Below are 23705 nucleotides of genomic sequence, written 5' to 3'. Positions count from 1 at the left end.
GTATTCTTATCTGGCTACTTCCAGCCTAACCGGCAGGCTGAAGCCTTCCATGTCCAGTACGGCGGCTTCGGCATCTGCCAGGCTTGGAACCAGGGTCAGTTCCACGGCCTGTACTTCCTCGGAGATGTACCCTCCAAAAGCTTGAACGGCGGCGGCTACTTCTTCATTGCCATCCTGCAGGAAGACTCTGATTTTATCCTGCACGTCCAGACCGGTGTCTTTGCGCAGGTTCTGCAGGCGGTTCACCAGCTCGCGGGCCATACCTTCCAGACGGAGTTCCTCGGTCACGGTGATGTCAAGGGCAACGGTCAAGGCTCCTTCCGAAGCTACGAGCCAACCGGGGATATCCTCACTCATGATCTCCACGTCTTCCCGGCTCAGCACGGTGGTGTCATCTTCCACCGGAATCTCGAAGAAACCTTCGCGCTCCATCTTGGCGATGTCTTCCTGGCTCATCTGCTGGATCTGGGCGGCCACCAGCTTCAGCTTCGGCCCGAATACCTGACCCAGACGCTTGAAGTTAGGTTTGATCTTCTTCACCAGGATGCCGGTGGTGTCTTCCAGGTACTCCAGGCTCTTCACGTTCACCTCAGAGAGAATCAGGTCTTCTACGGCTTGCAGCTGGGTCTTCATCTTTTCATCTAGAATCGGAATCAAGATGCGGCCCAGCGGCTGACGCACTTTGATCATGTGCTTCTTGCGCAATGAGTGCACCAGAGAAGATACGCTCTGCGCCAGTTGCATGCGCTGCTCTAAGTCTACGTCTATCAGATTCTCGTGTACCTGCGGGAAAGCCTCCAAGTGGATTGACTCGGCTTTGCTGCGACCACTCACTTGGTTCAAATCCAGGAACAGGCGGTCCATGTAGAACGGTGCAATCGGCGAAGCCAGTTTGGCTACCGTTTCTAAACAGGTGTACAGCGTTTGGTAAGCGGCCTGCTTGTCCTGGTTCAGTTCGCCTTTCCAGAAACGTTTGCGGTTCAGGCGCACGTACCAGTTACTCAGCTCATCGGCCACGAAATCTTGGATAGCACGGGCGGCTTTGGTTGGGTCGTAATCATCAAAGTAGGCGCCTACCTCTTTCACTAGCGTGTTCAAACGGGAGATAATCCAGCGGTCACTCTCAGTGCGGTGCGCTACCGGGATCTCGGCTCCCTCAAAGGTGAAGCCGTCCAGGTTAGCATACAGCGCGAAGAACGAGTACGTGTTCTGCAGTGTGCCGAAGAAACGACGCTGTACCTCAGTGACCCCGTCCAGGTTGAACTTGAGGTTATCCCATGGTGGGGCGTTCACGATCATATACCAACGGGTGGCATCGGGGCCGAAGCGGCCGATGGTCTCAAACGGATCCACGGCGTTGCCGAGGCGCTTGCTCATCTTGTTTCCGTTCTTGTCCAGCACCAGGCCGTTCGCGATCACGTTTTTGAACGCCACGCTGTCTTCCAGCATCACGGCAAGCGCGTGCAGGGTGAAGAACCAACCACGGGTCTGGTCCACGCCTTCGGCGATGAAGTCAGCGGGGAAGTTGGCTTTGAACGTTTCCTGGTTCTCAAATGGGTAGTGCCACTGGGCGTATGGCATGGCACCGGAGTCAAACCACACGTCAATGAGGTCAGTCTCGCGCTTCATGGGTTTGCCGCTCGGGCTTACCAGGATGATGTTGTCTACGTACGGACGGTGCAGGTCAAAGCCTTCGTAGTTGAAATCGGTGATGCCAAGTTCAGCACGGGGCTCCTCGGTACCGGTGGGGCTCAGCGCGAACTCGCCTGCGAATTCCAGCAGAGTGTTGGTCTGGTGCTGGGCAGGCGTGCCGGTGGCTTTGCCTTCGGCTTTCTTGGCTTGGCGCAGCGGGTTCTCTTTCATGAAACCGGCATCTAAGCTGCGCTCAATCTCGCGGTCCAGCTCAGCTACGGAGCCGATGCAGATTTCCTCGTCGCCTTCTTCAGTGCGCCAGATAGGCAGCGGCGTTCCCCAGTAGCGCGAGCGCGACAGGTTCCAGTCCACCAGGTTCTCCAGCCAGTTCCCGAAACGGCCCGAGCCAGTTGATTCCGGTTTCCAGTTGATGGTTTTGTTCAGGTCAATCAACCGCTGCTTCACCGCGGTGGTTTTGATGAACCAGGCATCCAGCGGATAATACAGAATCGGTTTATCAGTGCGCCAGGAGTGCGGGTACGTGTGCTCGTACTTCTCTACCTTAAAAGCCTTGTTCTCTTCCTTCAGGATGATGGAGATGATGACATCCGTGGTTTTATAATCCGGGTGGCTCTCATCTTCATTCGTGTAATTTTTCACGTAGAAGTCATCGGCCCCAAGCGGCTTGTGGGTTTTGATGTTATACTTCGCAACGCCTTCCTGCAGTCTTACGCCAATCTCGTCAATGAACTTTCCTCTCCTGTCAACAGTAGGGAGCTCATTGCCCAATTCGTCTTTGATGGTGAGGGCCGGAATGCCGTGTTGTTTGGCTACCCTAAAGTCATCGGCCCCAAAGGTTGGTGACGTGTGCACCACGCCGGTACCATCTTCGGTGGTCACGAAATCTCCGGCCACCACCTGGAACGCTTTGTCGGCATCGTAGAAGGGCTGCAGATACGGCATCAGTTGCTCGTAGCGGATACCCACCAACTGTTTACCGGAAAACTCCTGCACAATCTCAAAAGGGATGGCTTTGTCTCCGGGTTTGTAGTCAGAAAGCTGCAGGTCTTTGTTCTTGTCTGAAAAATACTTTCCTACTAATGCCTTCGCCAGCACTACACTCACAGGTTTGTGGGTGTACGGATTGAAGGTATTTATCTGCACATAGGTGATCTTCTCCCCAACGGCCAAAGAGGTGTTGGAAGGCAAGGTCCAGGGTGTGGTAGTCCAGGCCAGGATGTAGACCCCATCATTAGACCCAGAGAAAAGGAACTCCGAGGCAGAATTCCTGATGACTTTGAACTGCGCCACGATGGACGTATCCTTCACTTCCTTGTAACAGCCCGGCTGGTTCAGCTCGTGGGAGCTGAGTCCGGTTCCGTCTGAGGGCGAGTACGGCTGAATGGTATAGCCTTTGTACAGGTAGCCTTTGTCATAGAGTTTCCGGAGCAGCGCCCAGTTGGATTCTATGTATTGGTTGTCAAAGGTGATGTAAGGTTTGTCCAGGTCCACCCAGTAACCCATGCGCTCAGTAAGGTCATCCCACTGATGTTTGAAGCGCATCACGGTCTCGCGGCAACGGGCATTGTACTCCTCCACCGAGATGGTCTTCCCGATGTCGTCTTTAATAATGCCCAGCTCTTTCTCCACCTGCAGCTCAATGGGCAAGCCATGGGTATCCCAGCCGCCTTTGCGAACTACCTGGAAACCCTGCAAAGTTTTGTAGCGGCAGAAAATGTCTTTCACGGCACGGGCCATCACGTGGTGAATACCCGGCGCGCCGTTGGCAGAGGGTGGTCCCTCATAAAAAACAAAGGTGGGCTGCCCCTCACGGGTCTCCACCGATTTTTCAAAGATGCGGTTCTCTTTCCAGTAGGCTCTCACCTCTTCGGCCAGACCCGCATAGTCCAGTTGCTTATACTCGTTGTATTTCACCTTTAATGTTTCTCTGGTGTACTCGCTGTTATTCTATTCCAATCAGTACCGGGTTGGCGGAACGCATACCCCTCTAACCCGAAATCTGTAAAACCTTTCCGAGGCGGAATAAATTCTATATACCTCGTTCGGCTCAATTTAGCAAAGTTAAGCAATAAAAAACTTGCGGAGAGATTCCAAGGCTTTTTTCCGTTTCAGGGCTAGTTTTTTGAAAACAGGCCGGAAAGGGTTCACTGCTTATCTACTGTGATTAGAGGAAGTAACCAGCAGTAGATTTAACGAAGTGCCTTCGCTGGCGCGAGCGTCTCGCTCGTGTCCGCACGTATTCCTGAACGCTCCTTAGTTTGTCATCCTGAAAGGATCTTGTGAGCAAACGGCAGTAGCGTTTCTTTTACGCTTTTCTAGTTCGCCTACAAGATCTTTCCAAGATGACAGGAATGTGTGAATGGGATATACCCGGAAATGCGTGCGGACACGAGCGGGACGCTCGCGCCAGCGATAGGGTATTTACCATCTCTGTTTTCCCATACATGATGTCGTTGAAAACTCTTCGTTTTTGAGGCGATTTCTGAAAATCACCTCAAAAACGAAAACCTGGTTTTTCACAGGATAACTTCCATGCTTTCGGCCTTGGCAGATTTTATTCGCTGTTTTCTTATCGGCGGCATTTGCTTTCTTTGTTTCTTTGCCGGCACACCTATAAACAAAAAAGCATGAATTCTACCCAAATCGTTTCTGTGAGTTATCAACCGTTGAATTTGCCTCTGATTGAACCTTTCGCCATTGCCACGGGCACGCAGTACCAGGTGGAGAATGTGGTGGTGCAGGTGCAGCTGGCAGATGGGACCACCGGTTTGGGCGAGGCGGCTCCGTTCCAGGCGGTGAGCGGCGAGACGCAGGAAAGCACCCTGGCGGTACTGCAGGATTTAGAGAAACACCTCATCGGTAAAGACGTCAAGAACTGGCGCACTCTGGCCAAGGACTTGGATAAACTCGCACATGATGCACCCGCTGCCAGGTGCGGGGTAGAGATGGCCATCCTGGATGCGCTATGCAAACATTACCAGATGCCGCTGTATGTTTTCTTTGGGGGAGTGCAGACGCAGTTGGTAACGGACCTCACCATCACGGCCGGCGATGAGGCCCATGCTGCCGCCTCAGCCAAGTCCATCGTGGAACGTGGGTTCTCTATTATAAAGGTGAAGACTGAGGGAACCGATGTGGATTATGATCTTCGCCGACTCCAGGCAATCCACAACGCGGCGCCGGGGGCAAAACTGATTGTAGATGGAAATTGCGGCTATAATCTGGCCCGCGCCCAAGCCTTTGTCAACAAAGCCGCCGAAGCCAAAATCCCGATTATCTTACTGGAACAACCACTTCCACGTGATTCTTGGGAAGACTTGGCCGTGTTGGCAACCACTTGCCCTTTCCCCATCGCCGCTGATGAATCTGCCCGAAGCGCACAAGATGTTTCACGGTTAGCACAGGACCGAAGCGCCTCGGTTGTCAACATCAAATTGATGAAGTGCGGCGTGTTGGAGGCATTGCAGATGGCAGCCTTGGCGCAGGTCCACGGATTGGGTCTCATGATTGGCGGTATGGTGGAGAGCATTCTGGCCATGACCTTCTCCGCTCATTTCGCCGCCGGCATTGGTGGGTTCGGGTATATAGATCTGGACACTCCTTTATTTATAGCGGAGCATCCGTTTAGCGGTGGATTTGAACAAGTGGGTGGGAATCTCCGCTTGTGTCCTGAAGTAGCCGGACATGGGGTTACCCTCGCTCCTACCCTATCCTGAGGAAATCCATCTGCAAATTGAAAAGCGAATCGGGCCTGTTTTGGTGAAAACAGGCCCGATTCGCTTTTTTTGTTTATGTACTTTTATTGAAGTCTCCTTTAGAATTTCCATGGTTCAAGTCTGCGACTTGGACCTACTATGATCTGCAGTTTGTAACTGCAGCTGAACTAAATTCTTGATCTTTCGCTGGCGCGAGCTTCCCGCTCGTGTCCGCACGTATTGCTAATGGCGCTTTCTTCCTTTGTAAAGGTCAAGCTTTAGGTCTATCAAGCTATTTACCCCCTCTTCTGTCACCTTGGAAAAATCTTGTGGCAAACGGCAGAAGCGTTACTTCAATGCTTTTCTAGTTCGCTCACAAGATCCTTTCAGGATGACAAAATAATATAGAGTATGCAGATTTTATCTCAGGAATGCGTGCGGACACGAGCTGCAAGCTCGCGCCAGCAGTTTACTCCCAGCAATTTACTCTATTAATAAGGTGAACGTCTTTTGAAGCTAACGCTTCACTGCAGTTGCAAACTGCAGCCCATGGTAGGTCCAAGTCACAGACTTGAACCATGAGAATTGTTTTGATAAGGAGCTTATACATCCAAGTGGAAAACCTACCTTCAGGCGCTTGCTTAATCTTAGTTTATCCCACACAAAATAGGCCTCCGCATTTCTGCAGAGGCCTTTTCTGTGTTATTGCGTTTATAAGCTGTTATTCAGAAAACAGCAGATTTCCACAGGTTAGATTTTCTCGAAAATGCGCTTGAAGCTGACGGCATCACCGATGTATTGACGAAGTTCAGAGATGTGCATGCGCTTCTGCTCGCGGCTATCGCGGTCGCGGACGGTGACGGTGTCGTTCTCCAGAGTCTCGTAGTCTACGGCGATACAGAACGGCGTTCCGATCAGGTCCTGGCGGGTGTAGCGTTTCCCAATGGCATCACGCTCTTCGTAGATGATATTGAAATCGTATTTCAGGTCATCGAAGATCTGCATGGCTTTGTCTGGCAAACCGTCTTTGCGCACGAGTGGGAAAATGGCGGCTTTCACCGGGGCAATGGCCGGGTGGAATTTCAGGAAGGTACGGGTTTTGGTGGCGTCCCCTTCGGTTACTTCTTCCTCAGTGAAGGCGTTGCAGAGCGTCATCAGGAACAGACGGTCGGCGCCCACGGAGGTCTCTACCACGTAAGGCACGTAGTTTCCGTAGGGTTTGCCGTCTTCGTTCAGGTCGTTGTCAAAGTACTGCTGCTTTTTGCGGCTCAGGTTCTGGTGCTGTGTTAAGTCGAAATCAGTTCTTGAGTGAATACCTTCTACTTCTTTGAAACCGAACGGGAATTCGAACTCGATGTCCACGGCGGCATTGGCGTAGTGGGCCAGTTTCTCGTGGTCGTGGAAACGGAGTTTTTCGGCGGGCACACCCAAAGCTTCGTGCCAGTTGCGGCGCATGGTTCTCCAGTGCTGGTACCATTCCATTTCGGTGCCAGGGCGTACGAAGAACTGCATCTCCATCTGCTCAAATTCGCGCATTCTGAAGATGAACTGGCGGGCCACAATCTCGTTACGGAACGCTTTACCTATTTGGGCAATTCCGAAAGGCACTTTCATGCGGCCTGATTTCTGCACATTCAAGAAGTTCACGAAGATTCCCTGGGCAGTTTCGGGGCGTAGATAAATGGTGCTGGAGTCCTCGGCTACGGATCCTACCTGTGTGGAGAACATCAGGTTGAATTGGCGTACTTCTGTCCAGTTAGAAGTACCTGATATAGGGCACTTTATGTTTTCTGAGATAATCAATTCCTGTACGCCTTTCAGATCCTCGGCACCCAGCAAACGGCCCATTTCCTGCAGCAATGATTGGGCTTTCTCCACATCGCCGGCTTTCTCGTACTCGGCGGCTTTTTCCTCAATCAGAACATCGGCGCGGTAGCGCTTCTTGGAGTCGAGGTTATCAATCATGGGGTCGTTGAACGAGTCTACGTGGCCCGATGCTTTCCAAGTATTGGGATGCATGAAGATGGCGGCGTCAATGCCCACCACGTTCTGATGCAGTTGGGTCATGCATTTCCACCAAAGCGTTTTGAGGTTGTTTTTCAACTCCACCCCATTTTGCCCGTAATCATACACGGCCTGAAGTCCGTCATAGATCTCGCTGGACGGGAACACGAAGCCGTATTCCTTTGCGTGCGAGATGATATCTTTTAACTGTGCGTTCTCTGTGGTTTTCTCAGTTGTGCTCATGGGCGCAAATATAGAGGTTTCGTTGGCACTTTTGGCAAAACAACGTATGGGTTTGGTTAGAGAGATACCGCCTGCGGGGCGTAAATGTTCTGTCTGGCCCCCTGATTATGAGTGGAGTTAACGCATGCTTCGTACTTTTACTGAGTCTAAAATTGAAGGGGGCAGCATTCCTTAACAATTCGGTAACATTGCAAGGTATTTAAACCCTTAATTTTGGCAGCTTTTTTCTCACCTATAATACATTATGTTTGGACTAGAAACGGATCTTTTGATCTTGCTGGTAATCTGCTTACTGGCCGCGTGTGCATTTGAATTTGTGAACGGTTTCCATGACACGGCTAATGCTGTGGCCACCGTTATCTACACCAACACCTTGCGCCCCTGGGCAGCGGTTGTCTGGTCTGGCTTCTGGAATTTCATTGGCGTTTTTGCCGGCGGTATTGGGGTAGCCATGGGTATTGTGTACCTCTTGCCCATCGAAACGCTTATTGACCAGGACGTCTGGCACGGCATTGCTATGATTGGGGCTTTATTGATAAGCGCCATCATCTGGAACGTGGGTACCTGGTACTACGGTCTTCCTTCTTCCAGCTCGCACACCCTCATCGGCTCTATCCTGGGATTAGGGATCGCCTATTCGCTGCTGCCTTCTACCACTGAGGCTACCTTTGCTTGGTCTGAGGCCACCAAAACCGGGATGTCTCTTCTGGTATCTCCTTTCCTGGGTTTCACGTTGACCGTTTTCCTGATGTTCCTTTTGAAGCGGTTCGTGAAAAACAAGACTATCTTCAAAGAGCCGCACAAACGCAAAGCACCGCCTTTGTGGATCCGTATCATTCTTATTATCACCTGTACCCTGGTATCTTTCTTCCACGGATCAAATGACGGCCAAAAAGGGGTTGGTCTGGTGATGCTGATCTTGATCGCGATTGTGCCTTCTTACTATGCCTTGGACCGGGACAAAGATCCGGCGGGCCTGTTGGGTTCCGTTACGCAGGTTGAGCAGGTATTGACCAAAGTAGACAGCACCGTTCTTTCTGCCACTGATGCCAAGCAATTAAGCCTTTTGAATGCTGAGACACGCGAAATGAGAAGCCTTCTTACCGCTAACCCGTCTACCGAAGCTTTACCTAAAGACAGCCGTTTCCTGCTTCGCCGTGACATCCTTTTGATCACCAAAGGATCTGATAAGTTGATGGAAAGCCAGGATATTACCCTAAGCCAGCGTGACCGCGATCAATTAAAAGCTGGGGTAACCGGCCTGCGCTCTTACACAGACTACGCGCCTAACTGGGTGATCATGATGATTGCGCTTTCATTGGGTATCGGGACTATGATTGGCTGGAAACGCATTGTGAAAACCATTGGCGAGAAAATAGGAAAGGAACACCTTACCTACGCCCAAGGTGCTTCGGCTGAGTTCATGGCCGCCAGCGTAATTGGTTTCTCCACGTTCGTGTTCAAACTTCCGGTGAGTACCACCCACATCCTTTCTTCCGGTATTGCCGGTAGTATGGTGGCCAACCGCGGGATCAAGAACCTGAATGCCGGCACCATCCGGAACATTGCCCTGGCCTGGGTACTGACCCTGCCGGTTTCCATGTTCTTATCCGGAACGTTGTTCCTGATCTTCCGCTGGATGTTTGCCTAAACCACCTTTACCTCAAAATAAAAGAGCCGCTGCAGTGATGTAGCGGCTCTTTTATTTTACCCCGATTTGACCTCAACTGCCTACCTGATCTCTGCTCTCCGTTAAACCTAAAGCTGGTTTAAGGCTGATTTCTGTAAAACAGCTCCCAAATGGAACGGCAATCTGAATCTGTCTGGAGTCTTGGCTTATTTCATCTCTTTTAGCGTTCATCTAAGGCTTCTTGAGCCAAGCTCAAGATGAACCTAAACCCAAATAGGCAATTCGTGAATAGAGGCCCTTCTTAAGGCTGCAGCTTGATCTGGCTAATGAGGCTCGTTATTCCTGGCCCGATGTCTGTACGGTCTTAAAAATGGCTTCTATAAGCCCTTTATTTTAGAGGTTCCACGGGTATTTTCGTGGAACCTCTAAAATGAACCTCTTCAGGATTGCGTATTAAGTGAGAACCGGGCATGTGTTTTGGTATACCCCAGCCATTTTAGGCTTGTTTTTGGTAAAACATTGGCAAAACACCTAGATTGGGAACTGGCTATAAACAGAAAGAACCGCTTTAGGCGGTTCTTTCTGTTTAATAGAGTATGTAGCTATTACTGGTTGATGCCCTTAGCCTTCTTTTGGCCAAAGTACTTCCAGGTTATCGTCCATGTGTACTCCGAAGTTCACCGCCAGTAGCTTGCCTTCTTCAAAGTACAGGTCAATCATCTCGCGCTCGTAAGAAAGGCAGGTCACGTTGTTCTCGATTTTCTCCTTTTCCACGTTCTGCACGCCATTCTGCTTGAACAGATCTTCTACTTCCTGCTGGCTCATTTCAAAGATCTTCTTCCCGAACAATGTTACGTTGGGGTTGGCGGTCTCTATGCAGCTCAGGCGGTAGTCGTCTTCTTTGTCAAAGTAGAACGAGAAGCCGCTGTCCCAGTAGTTCCAGGCCTTGTGCTCAAACTCATCTTCCTCGTCAGACTCTTCTACTTCCTCGGGCTCGCCCATGATCTCCTCCACATCATCCATGCTTAACCCGAAGTGTAAATCGCCAATGCCGTATCCCAGCTTTATCTCATTGTCAAATTGTTCTTTGTCCTGTTCCATAGTTTCAATTGGTTATATGGTTCCGTTTCCGGGTTTATTTTCCTAAAACTACTCAAAAATAGCGGGTCTTCCACAATTGGCCCCTGTTCGGGCCATCTGCGGCAAAACCGCGCCGCGCCCCAGCTCCCCCTTCTCATTCCTGATTTTTCGGCTTTTCCCACTTTTCCACGGAGTCAACTTGATATCTATTATAAAATGATTTTTTAAAAAAAGAATCTTGTTCGTCATTAGGGCTGTGCAGAAGTGGATAAAATTTCTTGTCCCCACGTTTTCCCCGCACTTCTGAAATATCCTCGCAGTAGTCCCATTTATTCCCAAGTCTCTGTGGATTCTTTTACCATCTTTATCAAGCACTTACGGGAGCTTTCCACTTCTTCACACAAAAAGGCGGGGAAAAGGCCCAACGTTTATACTCACGTGCATAACTTTTCGAAAATTCTGTTTTTATGCACGGCCACCCACAATTGCATGTTTGAACGTAGAATCTTCGGTTTTGGGTTTTTGATTTATCAGACTTGCGCCGGTTTTATCCATATTCTTGTCCACAGTTATCCACCCCGTTTCCACGCTAGAACTCTATGACCTGGGATTCAATTTCCCAGTTGGCCCTGAGCTCCCAAATGTCCTTGGGTAAGACTACCGGCTCGGGCAATCGGCGCTCCTTCAGGAGGCCGTTGTCCCATTTTCCGTTGCCGTTCAGGTCTACCAGGATCCTGATCTGATATGACCCCGGCTTGAGATCGTCCCAGAGAATAGTCTTTTGGTTCTTCACTTCCTCCACCACGGCATTCTGGGACAGGAGCTGCACAATGAAGTTCTTCTGGGTAGTTTTCAGGAGTACTTTCAGGCTACCGGCATCCACCTTATCGCTTACCTCCAGGTTCTGCGGCATTTTGCCATAAGGTTCCCCGATGTAAGGCAAGACCTTGGTCGTATCCATGTTCACTTCGATCTCGCGTTTGGCTGCGAGCGGCAACCGGAAAGTGATCTGGGTGGTCTCGGGGTTGAACCGGAACTCTGAGGTGTCTTTGGTGGAGACGGTGGTCACAGAATCCAGCACGAAGGAGAAGGCCCCCACCGGATTCACCACTTTGGTGGGTACCTCAAACTGTACCCTGATCTGCTCGCCGGGTTTCACGGGTGACCCGTTCAATACCGCAAAGCTGTTGTTACGGCGAGGGGACGCTTTCCCGCTGAGGCGCACGGCCACAGTATCCAGGCGGGAGTTGCTGGCGCTATCCTGCACTTCCACGAGCCACTGTTTTTCATCTGGTTTGGCTGGGAACAGGCGCAGGGTTTTCCCGTTGTTGGCTATGAGGTACCTCATGTTAGGATCTTTGTCAGCGGCGGTAACCCTGGCTTGGGCTATTCCCTCATTGTACTCCACCTCATACATGTTCAGGAAACTTCTTCTGGCCACTACGTTGGGCCGGGTCACATCTTGCGTATGCAGGCGCAGCTGAACGCCCTCAACCGAGGGCCGTACTTTGATGGTGTCTGTGGTGTAGGCGATGAATTCATTTTCATTGTCGTACCGCAGGTTGTTGTTGGTTTCAGTTAAGCCGTAGATGAAGTAGTCTCCTTCTTTGATGTTCCTGAAGTTGAAGTTTCCGCTGGAGTCTGTGTTGGTCACGTACAGCGGCCGGCCTTTGGTCACTTGGGAAGTATCCGTTACCGGGTATAAGAGCACGTTCACTTCTTTTGGCGGCGTGTTGCTGAACAGCAGGTTGGCCTTGCCGCTTACCCTCCCCGAGTCTAATAAAGGACCAGTACTGAAAGTGACGACCACGTTGCGGGCCGGGTTTTTCTCCGTGAGATCTGCTAGGCTGTTTCTGAAGTTGAGGCTATAGGTGGTGTTCTCGTCCCAAGGCTTGGAGAAGGTAAGTTCTATGGTCCCGTCTTTAACCCTGCTTTTGTAATTGTTGTCTGTAAACGGCGCGATGATCAATTGCCGGGTGAGGTCTACGGCCTGAATGTTTTCATCGAAGGTCAGGACAATTTCCTCGGGCTTTACATTGGTCTGACCATTCTTAGGGTTACTGGATACTAATTTAGGAGCGGTTACATCTTTGGCTCCCCCCTCAGGACTACTGATGCTGGCGCATCCACTCATGAACAGGGCAAGACCTGTAAGTGCGCTTATAAGCTGCTTTTTCATTTTTAGCTTTAAAATGGAAATGACCTTACAGTGTGAACTGCAAGGTCATTATTCTTAGTGTATGGGGTTATTTTTTCTGGGCGATGAAGATCTGGCTGGAATAAGAATTATCATTCTTGGCTCCATGCAGGTTAGACCTGAAGCCGGTGAAGAACGAGTCCAGCATCTTGGTTTGCCCGTGCTTGTACTTTCCACTGAGGATGCTCACGTAATACGAATCCCACTTCATAGGCAACACTTCCTTCAGATCCAGTTTATGCTTTCGCAGAAGCTTCTGCATGCTGGGTTTGTTGAAGTGGTACAAGTGCCGAGGCACATCATACGCGGCCCAATCGGCCCCGTACTTCTTAGCGTCATAAGAATCAGCATTCGGAACGGCGATAACCACATGACCTCCTTTTTTGGTAGCGTTCACCAGAGCTTTGAGCGTTTCGTTCAGCTGGTGGATGTGCTCCAGTACGTGCCACATGGTGACTACCTCAAACGTTTCCTGGCCAATTTCTTCTAAACTGCCTTGAAACAGTGGCTTGCCAATTTTCTCTTCAGTTTGCTTTCGGGCGACTTCATTAGGTTCTACTCCTTCTACTTGCCAGCCTTGTTTTTGGCAGGCCTGCAGGAAATACCCCACCCCGCAACCGTAATCCAGGATTCTGCCTTTTGCTCCCAGTTTGTTCACCAACTCCACCTTGTTTTTTACCGCCATAGATCTGACTAGACGGTAGGTTTTGTTCAGCAAACCTTTGCTGGTGTCTGAATGGGAAATGTAAGCTTCGGAGGCATAGTACGGGGCTATGCTGTCTTCAGGCGGGCGCGGGTTCGTGAATTTGAGCTGGCAGTTGGTGCACTGCACAATCACGAAACTCTCCTGGCTGACGCTCTTGTCTTGTACTACTAGAAAATTCTTAAACTCTGTTTTTGAACAAATGGGGCAATGGTCTAGCCGTTCGTAGGTCATTCTATTTTCCTAAATATACCATCAGGATAGAGATATCTGCGGGAGATACGCCACTGATGCGCGATGCTTGTCCTAAGGTTTCGGGCTGGATTTTGAAAAGCTTCTCGCGGGCTTCGTTGGAAAGCGCCGTGATGGTTTTGTAGTCCAGCCGGTCTTTGATGCGGTAGTTTTCCAGTTCCTCCATTTTAGAAGCCATCTGGTTTTCTTTCTCAATATAGCTCGCATATTTCAGAAGAATAACCGCCTGCTCCAAGCTATCGGGTAAATATTTGCTCAGGTACAATTTGAGGCTCTCTGATGATTCCACCAGGTGCTCCAATTCTACATTCGGGCGTTTCAGCAGGTTGCCGGCTTTGGCCCGCTCGCTGATAGGCGCGGAGTCCAGAGAAAGCAGCATGGCATTCACTTCTTCCGGCTCAATTCCTTTCTGCTGCAGATATGTGAGCACTTCCTGCGTCTCTTGTCTCTTGCGGTTCACTTTCTGCAGTCGCTCTTCTGAGGCAAGACCCAGTTGGTAGCCTTTCTCTGTGAGGCGAAGATCAGCGTTGTCCTGACGAAGCAAGATGCGGTGCTCCGCACGGGAGGTGAACATCCGGTAAGGTTCGTTTGTGCCCTTGTTTACCAGATCATCGATTAAAACACCTATGTACGCCTCTGATCTTTTTAAGACGAACGGTTCTGAGTTATGCACCTTATTATGGGCGTTAATTCCCGCCATAAGGCCCTGGCAGGCCGCTTCCTCGTATCCGGTGGTACCGTTAATTTGCCCTGCGAAGTAGAGGTTATCCACCAACTTCGTCTCCAGCGTAAGGTTCAATTGGGTAGGTGGGAAGAAGTCATATTCGATGGCATAACCTGGCCGGAACATCTTCGCGTTCTCAAATCCGGGGATCTCGCGGAGGGCTTTGAACTGCACATCCTCTGGCAATGAGCTGGAGAAACCGTTCACGTAAACTTCCACGGTGCTCCATCCTTCCGGTTCCACGAAGATCTGGTGACGGTCGCGTTCCGCGAAGCGGTTGATCTTGTCTTCAATGGATGGGCAGTAACGCGGACCTATCCCCTGGATTCTTCCCTGGAACATGGGCGATTTCTCAAACCCAGTTTTCAGGATCTCATGTACTTTGGAGTTGGTGTAAGTGATATAGCAGCTCCGTTGGTTGGTGAGCGCCGGGGTATCGGTGTAGGAGAACTTGGATGGATTCTCATCTCCTTTTTGCTCTTCCATCACGTCATAGTTCAGGCTGCGGCCGTCTACGCGCGGCGGGGTTCCGGTTTTCATGCGACCAGCCTCAAAGCCCAGCTGCACCAATTGCTCGGTGATTCCTTTCGCGGATTTTTCGGCGGCTCTGCCGCCGCCCAATTTTTTCTCCCCGATATGGATAATGCCGTTCAGGAAAGTACCGTTGGTTAACACCACGGCTTTGGCTCTGATCTCAATGCCTAGGCTGGTTTTCACCCCTACTGCCTGGCCATCTTCCACCAGAATCTTGGAAACCATCTCCTGCCAGAAATCTATGTTAGGTGTTTGCTCCAGGGCCATTCTCCATTCCTCGGCGAAACGCATACGGTCGCTTTGGGCACGCGGGCTCCACATGGCTGGGCCTTTGGACATGTTCAGCATCCGGAACTGGATCATGGTCTTGTCCGTGATAATTCCGCTCATGCCGCCCAAGGCGTCAACTTCTCTTACAATTTGCCCTTTGGCCACGCCGCCCATAGCTGGGTTGCAAGACATTTGGGCAATGGTGTTCATGTTCATGGTTACGAGCAATACCTTCGACCCCATGGTGGCGGCCGCATGTGCTGCTTCGCATCCGGCATGTCCCGCCCCAACTACTATTACATCATAACTTGTGAACATAGTGTGGATTAGTGTGATGTTTCACGTGAAACATTGTTGATAAGTGAGGAAAACTCTAGAAAGAGGTGTTTACAACTTCAGCAGATCTAAACACTCATTTTCCTTGGTTCGCATTAAAGCCTTCTTTTCAGGCGTTTTATCGTCAAAACCAAGCAGGTGGAGCAAGCCATGCGCCATTACCCGGTGGAGCTCTTCTTCTGGGGTAATGTTGAAAGTAGCGGCATTGTCCACAATGCGATCTATACTAATGAAAACATCACCTTCAATAACTCCTTCAAAGTCGGAATTATCAAAGGTGATGACATCAGTGAGCGTATCATGATCGAGGTATTCTACATTCATCTGATGAAGATATTCATCGGAACAAAAAATGTAGTTCAAAGATTCTATTTCGAAGTCATATTTCGAAATTATTTCTGAAAGCCACGTCTTGACCTTCTCTTCATTTTTAACCTCAAATTCTACCTCTTCGGTAAAGAACTCAATGGGTAGTTCCTGCATTCTCAATATTGAAAGTTAAAGAAACGGTGCGGCCGTCATTGCTGAAAGAAACATCGTCGCAGAGGTTACGCATTAAGAAGATACCTCTTCCGCCGGGGTTCTCCAGGTTCTCTGGGGCAGTAGGATCAGATAAGGTCTCTGGGTCAAATCCGTTTCCTTCGTCCTGTACTTCAAAGCGCAGTTGGTTGGGCTCTACAAAAAGAGAAAGATAGACGTTCTTATCTTTATCAAACTTGTTGCCGTGTCTAATGGCGTTGTTCACAGATTCCGTCACGGCAACCATGATATTACCATAGATGTCATCCTCAATCTGAAATTTCTCCCGGGAGTTGTCAATGAAGCTCTCCACGATGCGGATATTCTCAATGATAGAAGGAATCTGAATTTTTACTTGATTCATAATATGTACACTATATCTGAAATGTCTGCAAATCTAATAACCTAATCGCTTAAAATAAGCATCTACTTGCTTTTTATAATAAGGTGTCAAAGCCGGTAGGTTCTGACGGAGCGATTCTGTCTGCTGTTTCTGCCGTTCTTGGTACTTCTGAAGCGATGGCGGAATACGGGCGGGCAATTCCTTGGCGGTATTTGCCTCTCGTTTCTCGTCCAGGTCGCGTTCATTGGCGGCTTTCTCAGCTTGCAGCAAACGAGTCAAAATCTCCTTCTGCCGCATCATGGTCTGCTCTGTAAGACGTTTATTAACGAGATCAGTTTCGGTTTGTTCCATGAGCTTGCTCAAATTACTGAGTTTCTCCCCTCCTTCTTTACCCCCCGGCTGGGTAGGCGAAGGGGCCAGTTCCTTCATGGCATTCCGGAGCATTTCCTGTTGCGCCGCCAAACGGGCCAGTTGCTCTGACAATTGCTGACCACTTTGGCCGCTTTTCTGCAACTGCTGGATCTGCTCATTCAACTGCTGCTGCATCTGCCCCAGGGCACCCGGCTGGTTCTTGCCGTTCTTGCCTTTGCCTTTCTTTTTGCCGGGGCCGGCTTGCTGCATGGCCATCATGGCCTGTTGCATCTGTTGCTGCACATCACTCAGCATCAAGGCCAGGTTGTTCATGGAGGTCATGGCCAATTGCTGATGCTGACCCGTCTTGGGCAGGTTACTGTCCTTGATGGCCTCAGAACTGTTCTGCATTTCCCCTTCCATGGCACCCACCTCGCGGGTCACAAAGGACTGAATCTGCGGCACGCGTTTGGCCAGGGAGAGCAATGAGTCTTCAATGATCTTGGCGTCATCTGAGAGTTTGATTTGCTGTTGGGCCAGCCCGATGAACCTTGGGTCGCTCTGCTGCACGTTCCGGAAGTCCTTCATCAATTTCTCCTGGTCAAAGGACAGTGTTACCAGGTTCTCCAGGATGTCCCGCAGATGGTCCAGGTTCTGCTGGGCCTGCTGCATGTCGCCTTCCATTTCCTGGCTCTCCATCTGCTGCGACATCTGCTTCATCTTCTGCGCCGCCGATTTCTGTGACTGACTCGCTTTCTTGTTCTGGCCTTTCTGCATAGACTCCTGGGCATTCTCCTGCTCCTGCTCAATCTGCTCCTCCATCTTCTCGGTGTCCGGGATATCCTCAGGGTTTTCCAGCTGCTCGTTCATCTTCTCAGCCTCTTTGAGGTCTTCCTGCATCTGTTTGAATTCCTCTTGCAGTTGCTTTTGTTCCTGCTGCAGACCCTGATCGGGCTTGTTGTTCTGCTCACCGGTTTTGTTCGCCAAATCTTCCTGCTTCTTGGCCAGGTCATCCAGCTTCTGTTGGGCGTTGTCAAGTTTCTGCTCTACCTGCAGTTGCTTGAACATCTCCAGTAAACGGTCCAATTCTTTCTGCAGGTTCTCTTCTTTGTTGTTGAGTTTGTCCAGAAGCGGCTGGATCTGTTCTGGCCGAGGTTGTTTCTGTTCCAGCAGTTTCTCCAGTTGCTCATAAAGCTTTTTAGTTTCCTCATCCAGCAGTTGGTCCATCATCTTCTTGAGTTGATCGCGTTTTTCGGCTAGTTTTTCGTTTTGTGGCGAGAAACGCTCCTGCTGCTGGTTCAATTGCTCGTTCATCTTCTGCAGTTGGGCCAGTTCTTCCTGTAGAGCCTTCTTCTTATCGGCGAGTTCCTGCAGGGCTTTTTTATCCTGGTAAGAGAGTTCTTTCTTCAGTTTGGTCTTTTCCTCGTTCTGCTCCAGGGATTTCTTCAACTCCTCGGCCTTGGTAAGCGAAGACTTCATCTGGGACTGCACCTGCTGCGAGGATTCTTCAATGGATTTCTGCACTTCAGACGGGTCTGGGTACTTGAAGATGAAGGTAGAAGTACGGGCGCTTTTTGGTTGGGGCACCTGGTCGTTGTCGGTTACTTGCACGAAGTACTCCAGTCTGTCGCCGGGCTGCAGGTTCAGCGGCTTCAGGTTCATCTGCCGAAAATATGACTGCGTAGCCAAAGAACCGCTGAACGGAATAGAAACCGCTTGGTAGCCTGTGGCAGCTTTGTTTCCTCTGAGTACCCGGTAGTGCAGGGAAAGATTGCTGAAGCCGTAATCATCTGAGATGGTCCCACCTACTACTAAATAAGAGTATAGCACCGAGTCACGGAACTGTTCCAGGGTGATCTCAGGATTACGGTCTGGAATAACAGTGATCTGGTGCGAGATCTGCTCTTTGTTCTCTGAGTAGCGGTTCTTGAGGTGCATGCTGTAGCGTTGGCTTTGCATGAACGTCTTCCGAACCACGTATTCTTCGTCTTCGGTTTGCGCTTTTACTTTCTGGACCGGCACATTAAACTGTAGCCAGAGCGAATCAGCGTTGTCTGCGGCCAGGCGCCAGGTCACTTGCGTTCCCTCGGGGATGGTGAGGTCTCCCGTGTTGTCCAGGATTTCTGAAGGACGTTTAGTGTACGCCGGGTATCTCAGTTGAGCCTTCAACTGCCGAAGCATGGGTCTGGCCACTACGGTTAAGCGGTTTTCATCTGAATAGAAGCCGGCGCCGGTCAACTGGAAATCCACAGACTCCTGCACTTGCTCAAAATCATAGACGTAGGTCTGGTCTTTCAATTTCTTGAGCGGCATCTGCCGGCCGTCAATGACCAGAAACACTTCCTCAGGTATTCGGTTACCTTCAATGTTTACCTTCAGCTGGAAGTCCTCGCCTTTGAAGGCCTGCAAGGAGGAATTCTGGATTTCAAACTGGAAAGGAGCTTTGGGGGCATAATGCCGCTTGAAATGGATAATGCGTTCCGTTCCCTGCACAAATAGAGTCGGGTAAATGAAAGCCAAGACTACCACTAAAGTGAGCGGCAGCAGCAGGTATTTGTAGTAAGAGCGGTTCTGGGTGAATTTAATCCGTTCCGGAAAGCGGTACCCTACCAATTCCTCTGAGCGTTGCTCCACACTGGCGGCCACCAGGTCATTGCCCATGGCTACGTTTTTCAATTGCAGTAGATTGAGCAGGTGGTCCTGTATCTCGGGGAAGTAATGGGAAACCTGTTGGGCGGCCTGCTCATCGGTGAGGAGTTTTTTCAAGTTGGTCAATCCCATAATAGGTGCCCAAAGCCACCTAATCACGGCAAAAGCACTGATGGCCAGAAACGAGAATAGCAGAAAGGCTCGTACCTCCGGCTGGAAATAGAAGAAATACTCCAGAACGGTGATGAGCAGATAAGAAGAAAGCACCAACCCCAACGAGAGTAAAGCACCTTTAAAAAGCAGGTTCAGGTAGAATTTGCGTTTAAACGCCTGAAGCTGCTGTAAAACTGTATCCAAAGAACCGGCAGCCCGCATAAATGAGATAAGATTAGAGTAGCCCGAAACAACGGTACGGGAGAAATGAGTACCAGCCGCTTCCTTTTATTGTCATACGTATTTAATCAGCAGAGTATTAACTCTTTTGCTTACTAATTTATTGTTAATTCTCTGATTTGGGAGCATTCCGCAGGGTTTTTGGGCTATATTCCTCAAATCAGGTGAAAAACGAGACGGCGCAGGAAAATGGTTCCTGTGGATAGGTGGCAGATGGTTTGCCCTGCTCTATAATATAAGGAGCGGCGCTGTCCACAGAAGAAGTAAAACAAAAATGCGTTTCTTGCCTGTTATCAAAGAAACAGACCAGAAACGCATTCATAAGGTAGGAGGATAAAACCTAGTTTTCCACGGGGTGCATCTCCAAAAGAATAGGGCAATGGTCCGAGTGTTTAGCCTCGGGTAAGATAGCCGCCCGCTTCATCAAAGGCTTCAGATGCTCAGAAACCAAGAGGTAATCAATCCGCCAGCCCAGGTTCTTGGCCCGAACATTGGCCCGATAACTCCACCAGGTGTATTGGTGCGGCTCCTGGTTGAAGTGCCGGAACGAATCAATGTAACCATCTTTCAGGAAACTGGAGAACCAGTTCCGTTCCTCGGGCAGGAAGCCGGAGGAATTAGCGTTTGATTTGGGGTTGTGGATATCAATGGCCTGGTGGCAGATGTTGTAGTCGCCGCAGATCACCAAACCGGGCACCGTGTCCTTCAGACCCTGAATGTACTGTTGAAAATCGCGGAGCCACTCCATCTTGAATGCTTGGCGGTGCTCGCCGCTGGAGCCTGAAGGCATGTACACGTTCAACACCGAGTAGCCGTCATAATCTGCCCGGATCACTCGGCCCTCGTGGTCGTACTGCTCAATTCCGCAGCCAATGCACACGTTTTTAGGCTCCTTTTTAGAAAGGATGGCCACGCCGCTGTAGCCTTTCTTGATGGCCGGATGCAGGTACACATGATACCCGATTTCTTCAAAGCAGGCTTTGTCAAACTTAGTCTCGTCGGCTTTGATTTCCTGCAGGCAAAGCACGTCTGGGTTGGCGGCTTTCACCCAATCCAAAAAGCCTTTGGAGATGGCAGACCTAATGCCGTTTACGTTGTAGCTGATAATCTTCATGAATTCATTTCGTCAAAGTACTCCAGGGCGTGCCACTTGAGCATGCGCTCCTGCTCTTTCAGGTTACAGGCCGGCAGCGGCTTCACCGATTTCCAGTGCGGCCAGCCTTCCTGGTCCAGACCTTCCAACTCATAGTAGCCAGACAGACTCAGGAGTTTGCAGGTGGCAATGTGCATCAGGTCCTGCTTCTCTTCTTTGGTGAACTCCCGTATCCCCTGCCCTAGTTCCTGCACGCCAACCAAAAATAGGATGGCATTGAGGTCGGGCTTTTTCCCAAACTGTTTCTTGATGTCCTGCCGCAACGCGGCCCACCTAACATCAAAATCTTCTTCGTTCTCCATAGAATTTCTGTGTGCATAAGTGGTAAAGTGCCGGAGTGGATTTCTCTGCCTTTTCCACCATTTTCTTAACTCGTTTTAGACCTGATTTGATAAAAACAGCCCTAAAACGCTGTTTTAAGTAGATTACGTCTTCTTATCTTCTCTGTGATTAGATGAAGTAAAAAACAGTAATCCACAAGTACAAACAACGGCTTTAGGGCTGTTTTCCCGAAAACAGGACTGAAACAGAAATCGTTCTAGGCTTGGGTCTGGCCTTCGGTTTTCAGTTCTTCCCAGTACTCCACAGCTCTTCTGAAGTGCGGGATCACGATGGAACCACCAATCAGATTGGCGATGGCGAAGACCTCGTACACTTCCTCATCAGAGAGGCCGCACTCAAAGCATTTGCCCAGGTGGTACTTGATGCAGTCGTCGCAACGTAATACCATGGAGCAGGCCAGGCCCAGCATCTCCTTGGTTTTCACGTCCAGCGCACCTTCTGCGTAGGCATTCGTATCTAAGTTGAAAAAGCGTTTGATCACTTTGTTATCCGCCTCCATGATCTTCTCGTTCATGCGGGTGCGGTAGTCGTTGAATTCTGTTACTAAGCTCATTTTATGCGTCATTAAAGGCGGCATACTGCGCCGCTATGTAAAGTTACACCAAAATCCTAAAGTAGTCTATGTTGCCACCGCAGTTGGGCCTCCGTACGCTTTACCACGATTTCCTGGCGCTGCTTTTCCCAGAGGATTGCCGGGCCTGCGGCGGCGATTTAGCCATGGGTGAGGAAATCATCTGCAGCTACTGCCGCATCAAACTTCCGTACACCAATTTTCACCTCTCCCCTACTGACAACCCTTTGCACCAGGTTTTCTGGGGACGGGTTCCCATTCAACTGGCGGCGGCTTACCTTCTCTTCCAGGAGAAAGGACGCGTGCAGCGGCTGCTTCATCAGTTGAAATACAAAGGCCAGGAAGAAGTAGGTGAGTTATTGGGAAGGTGGTTCGGTGCTCAGCTTAAAACGCACGAGGAATTCAGGGCTGTGGAGGTAGTGGTACCCGTACCCATGCACCAAAGCAAAGAGCGGCAACGCGGCTATAACCAAGTCCTGGGTTTTGCGAAGGCGATTGCGGATCACCTGGAAGTACAGTTGGCAACTGACGTCCTCCGGAAAAACCGACTTAGTGCTACCCAGACCACCAAGAACCGGCAAGCCAGATGGGAAGCCATGCAGCAACTATATGCCATCCACAAGCCGGAAGCCATACTGGGGAAACACGTCTTACTCGTAGACGATGTCATTACCACCGGTGCTACCATAGAAGCCTGTGCCCAGGTTCTGCTCAAGTATGGGGCCAGGGCCGTAAGTGTGGCGTCTATTGCTTACACCTTATAAATAGCGTAAAAGAAAATAGTCATAAACAAGAAAGGCCGGATATACCAGCCTTTCTTGTTTATGACTATAAAATGATTTCTTATTTGTTTGAGCCAGTGTTGATCATGGCGCAACGGAAACCAATGGTAGAGGTAGCTGAATCCTGCTCCATGTAACGACGGGTTCCTGGAGACAACCAGTAAGCCACGTCTTTCCAGGAACCACCTTTGTACACGCGCACGGTGTTGGTGATCAGAGACTGGAAGCCGGCTACATCATACATTGAAGAGTCATCCTGCACACCGTTACGACGCACTGGGTTTAGGTCTTCCACATCCTGGAAAGAAAGCGGACGGTACACGTCTTGTACCCACTCGTTCACGTTACCAGCCATGTTGTACAGACCGAAGTCGTTTGGCGGGTAAGCGTACACATACTCAGTGATCATGGCACCGTCGTTCAATGAGCCAGCAATACCGGCGTAGTCACCACGGCCACGTTTGAAGTTAGCCAGGAATTGGCCTTGACCTTTGCCGTAAGGGTTACGCACCTGGTGTCCATCCCAAGGATAGATACGCTTGTTGGTTTGGTTTTCTTCTTCGCTCAATTGGGTTCCAATCAAAGCCTGGGCAGCATATTCCCACTCAGCTTCTGTTGGGAGACGGTAATTGGGCAGAATGGCGCCAGACTCAATTGGAGGAGTTGTGCCTTCAGCTAATTCGCCATCATAGTCAGCAGCCAGGTTTTTGTTTACCATGGCAGTTCTCCAGGTACAGTAATCCTGGGCCTGTAACCAGCTCACCCCTACTACCGGGTAGTAACGGAAACCTGGGTAACGCAGGTAATAGTTTACGTAAGGGTCGTTGAAAGACAATTCACGCTCCCAAACGGTGGTATCTGGCAAAGCCTTGGCGTAGATTTCTTCAGAAGAGTCTTTTCTGATGTAGTGCAGATACTCCAGCCAGTGAATGTTGGCCACCTCTGCTTCATCCATGTAGAAAGACGCCACTGTAACGGTACGCTCAATGTTGTCGCGGGTCATGGCCACATCTTCCTCAGAAGAACCAAGGGTGGTTCTACCGCCTTCAATAAATACCAAACCGGGTCCTTCAGGTACGTCGCTATAGTCGGCTACAGCAAAACCACCTTCTTCATCATCATAGGCAATCCCAGTGGCAGTACTGTTTTTGCCGGGATCCTGGCTAGTGGGACGGTTGTTTTTAGAGCAGGAGGAGAAAACGATTGCTCCCGCCGCCAACACGTACATTAAGTGTTTAGAAACTTTCATAAAATTGGTAAATACCGGTAAGATTGTATTCT

Annotated in this window: 16 protein-coding genes; 3 read left to right on the top strand and 13 right to left on the bottom strand. The window is 50.1% G+C overall.

Going from position 1 to position 23705, the window contains the following annotated elements:
• Positions 1-6: 6 nt before the first annotated feature.
• Entirely contained in the window at positions 7-3567 is a 3561-nt protein-coding gene (ileS, locus tag J3P34_RS16895) for an isoleucine--tRNA ligase (RefSeq protein WP_210489812.1), read from the bottom strand.
• A gap of 713 nt (positions 3568-4280) precedes the next feature.
• Between ileS and J3P34_RS16890 the strand changes: the two genes are divergently transcribed.
• Positions 4281-5369: a dipeptide epimerase gene (locus tag J3P34_RS16890; RefSeq protein ID WP_210489811.1), complete on the top strand. Its 1089-nt coding sequence runs from the start codon at positions 4281-4283 to the stop codon at positions 5367-5369.
• Between the two features lie 729 nt (positions 5370-6098).
• Here the strand turns inward: J3P34_RS16890 and J3P34_RS16885 are convergent.
• Entirely contained in the window at positions 6099-7595 is a 1497-nt protein-coding gene (locus tag J3P34_RS16885; protein ID WP_210489810.1) for a glycine--tRNA ligase, read from the bottom strand.
• A gap of 244 nt (positions 7596-7839) precedes the next feature.
• On the opposite strand from J3P34_RS16885, the gene J3P34_RS16880 reads away from it, so the two are divergent.
• A complete protein-coding gene (locus J3P34_RS16880; RefSeq protein WP_210462584.1) occupies positions 7840-9246 on the top strand; it encodes an inorganic phosphate transporter in 1407 nt (468 codons plus the stop codon).
• A 600-nt stretch (positions 9247-9846) separates the two neighbouring features.
• Here the strand turns inward: J3P34_RS16880 and J3P34_RS16875 are convergent.
• The 10 genes from J3P34_RS16875 to J3P34_RS16830 form a co-directional block, all read right to left on the bottom strand.
• A complete protein-coding gene (locus J3P34_RS16875; protein WP_210462582.1) occupies positions 9847-10326 on the bottom strand; it encodes a hypothetical protein in 480 nt (159 codons plus the stop codon).
• 568 nt (positions 10327-10894) lie between these two features.
• On the bottom strand, positions 10895-12484 hold the full coding sequence (locus J3P34_RS16870) for an Ig-like domain-containing protein (protein WP_210489809.1): 1590 nt from the start codon (positions 12482-12484) through the stop codon (positions 10895-10897).
• A 67-nt stretch (positions 12485-12551) separates the two neighbouring features.
• A complete protein-coding gene (locus J3P34_RS16865; protein WP_210489808.1) occupies positions 12552-13439 on the bottom strand; it encodes a class I SAM-dependent methyltransferase in 888 nt (295 codons plus the stop codon).
• Position 13440: 1 nt separating this feature from the next.
• Positions 13441-15303, bottom strand: a complete 1863-nt coding sequence (mnmG, locus tag J3P34_RS16860; RefSeq protein WP_210489807.1) for a tRNA uridine-5-carboxymethylaminomethyl(34) synthesis enzyme MnmG — start codon at positions 15301-15303, stop codon at positions 13441-13443.
• 69 nt (positions 15304-15372) lie between these two features.
• A complete protein-coding gene (gene ybeY / locus J3P34_RS16855) occupies positions 15373-15804 on the bottom strand; it encodes an rRNA maturation RNase YbeY (RefSeq protein WP_210489805.1) in 432 nt (143 codons plus the stop codon).
• Positions 15785-16204, bottom strand: a complete 420-nt coding sequence (locus J3P34_RS16850; protein ID WP_123127003.1) for an ATP-binding protein — start codon at positions 16202-16204, stop codon at positions 15785-15787. The genes ybeY and J3P34_RS16850 overlap by 20 nt, the downstream gene beginning before the upstream one ends.
• A 33-nt stretch (positions 16205-16237) precedes the next feature.
• Complete coding sequence (locus J3P34_RS16845) at positions 16238-19540, bottom strand: DUF4175 family protein (protein WP_246853761.1); 3303 nt, start codon at positions 19538-19540, stop codon at positions 16238-16240.
• Between the two features lie 376 nt (positions 19541-19916).
• The gene (locus tag J3P34_RS16840; protein WP_210462575.1) at positions 19917-20690 is read right to left on the bottom strand and encodes an exodeoxyribonuclease III; all 774 of its coding nucleotides are present in this window, start codon (positions 20688-20690) and stop codon (positions 19917-19919) included.
• Positions 20687-21031 carry a hypothetical protein gene (locus J3P34_RS16835; protein ID WP_210489803.1) on the bottom strand — a complete coding sequence of 115 codons (345 nt, stop codon included), beginning with the start codon at positions 21029-21031 and terminating at the stop codon, positions 20687-20689. Before J3P34_RS16835 ends, J3P34_RS16840 begins: the two co-directional genes overlap by 4 nt.
• Before the next feature lie 236 nt (positions 21032-21267).
• The gene (locus tag J3P34_RS16830) at positions 21268-21624 is read right to left on the bottom strand and encodes a carboxymuconolactone decarboxylase family protein (RefSeq protein ID WP_210489802.1); all 357 of its coding nucleotides are present in this window, start codon (positions 21622-21624) and stop codon (positions 21268-21270) included.
• 68 nt (positions 21625-21692) lie between these two features.
• On the opposite strand from J3P34_RS16830, the gene J3P34_RS16825 reads away from it, so the two are divergent.
• On the top strand, positions 21693-22406 hold the full coding sequence (locus tag J3P34_RS16825) for a ComF family protein (protein WP_210489801.1): 714 nt from the start codon (positions 21693-21695) through the stop codon (positions 22404-22406).
• 79 nt (positions 22407-22485) lie between these two features.
• Here J3P34_RS16825 and gldJ read toward each other — a convergent pair whose 3' ends face one another.
• Positions 22486-23673 carry a gliding motility lipoprotein GldJ gene (gldJ, locus tag J3P34_RS16820; RefSeq protein WP_210462569.1) on the bottom strand — a complete coding sequence of 396 codons (1188 nt, stop codon included), beginning with the start codon at positions 23671-23673 and terminating at the stop codon, positions 22486-22488.
• Positions 23674-23705 lie beyond the last annotated feature (32 nt).

Origin of the sequence: Rufibacter aurantiacus (genome assembly GCF_017916345.1) — a bacterium.
Lineage (GTDB): Bacteria > Bacteroidota > Bacteroidia > Cytophagales > Hymenobacteraceae > Nibribacter > Nibribacter roseolus.
Note: the sequence above shows the minus strand (reverse complement) of the source record. Positions and strands in the feature narration are given on the sequence as shown.

Bases quoted from the DNA above. Each gene is read 5' to 3' on its own strand.
- J3P34_RS16890 (WP_210489811.1), top strand. From the start codon at position 4,281: ATGAATTCTACCCAAATCGTTTCTGTGAGTTATCAACCGTTGAATTTG.
- J3P34_RS16885 (WP_210489810.1), bottom strand. From the start codon at position 7,595: ATGAGCACAACTGAGAAAACCACAGAGAACGCACAGTTAAAAGATATC.
- J3P34_RS16880 (WP_210462584.1), top strand. From the start codon at position 7,840: ATGTTTGGACTAGAAACGGATCTTTTGATCTTGCTGGTAATCTGCTTA.
- J3P34_RS16875 (WP_210462582.1), bottom strand. From the start codon at position 10,326: ATGGAACAGGACAAAGAACAATTTGACAATGAGATAAAGCTGGGATAC.
- J3P34_RS16870 (WP_210489809.1), bottom strand. From the start codon at position 12,484: ATGAAAAAGCAGCTTATAAGCGCACTTACAGGTCTTGCCCTGTTCATG.
- J3P34_RS16865 (WP_210489808.1), bottom strand. From the start codon at position 13,439: ATGACCTACGAACGGCTAGACCATTGCCCCATTTGTTCAAAAACAGAG.
- mnmG (WP_210489807.1), bottom strand. From the start codon at position 15,303: ATGTTCACAAGTTATGATGTAATAGTAGTTGGGGCGGGACATGCCGGA.
- ybeY (WP_210489805.1), bottom strand. From the start codon at position 15,804: ATGCAGGAACTACCCATTGAGTTCTTTACCGAAGAGGTAGAATTTGAG.
- J3P34_RS16850 (WP_123127003.1), bottom strand. From the start codon at position 16,204: ATGAATCAAGTAAAAATTCAGATTCCTTCTATCATTGAGAATATCCGC.
- J3P34_RS16840 (WP_210462575.1), bottom strand. From the start codon at position 20,690: ATGAAGATTATCAGCTACAACGTAAACGGCATTAGGTCTGCCATCTCC.
- J3P34_RS16835 (WP_210489803.1), bottom strand. From the start codon at position 21,031: ATGGAGAACGAAGAAGATTTTGATGTTAGGTGGGCCGCGTTGCGGCAG.
- J3P34_RS16830 (WP_210489802.1), bottom strand. From the start codon at position 21,624: ATGAGCTTAGTAACAGAATTCAACGACTACCGCACCCGCATGAACGAG.
- J3P34_RS16825 (WP_210489801.1), top strand. From the start codon at position 21,693: ATGTTGCCACCGCAGTTGGGCCTCCGTACGCTTTACCACGATTTCCTG.
- gldJ (WP_210462569.1), bottom strand. From the start codon at position 23,673: ATGAAAGTTTCTAAACACTTAATGTACGTGTTGGCGGCGGGAGCAATC.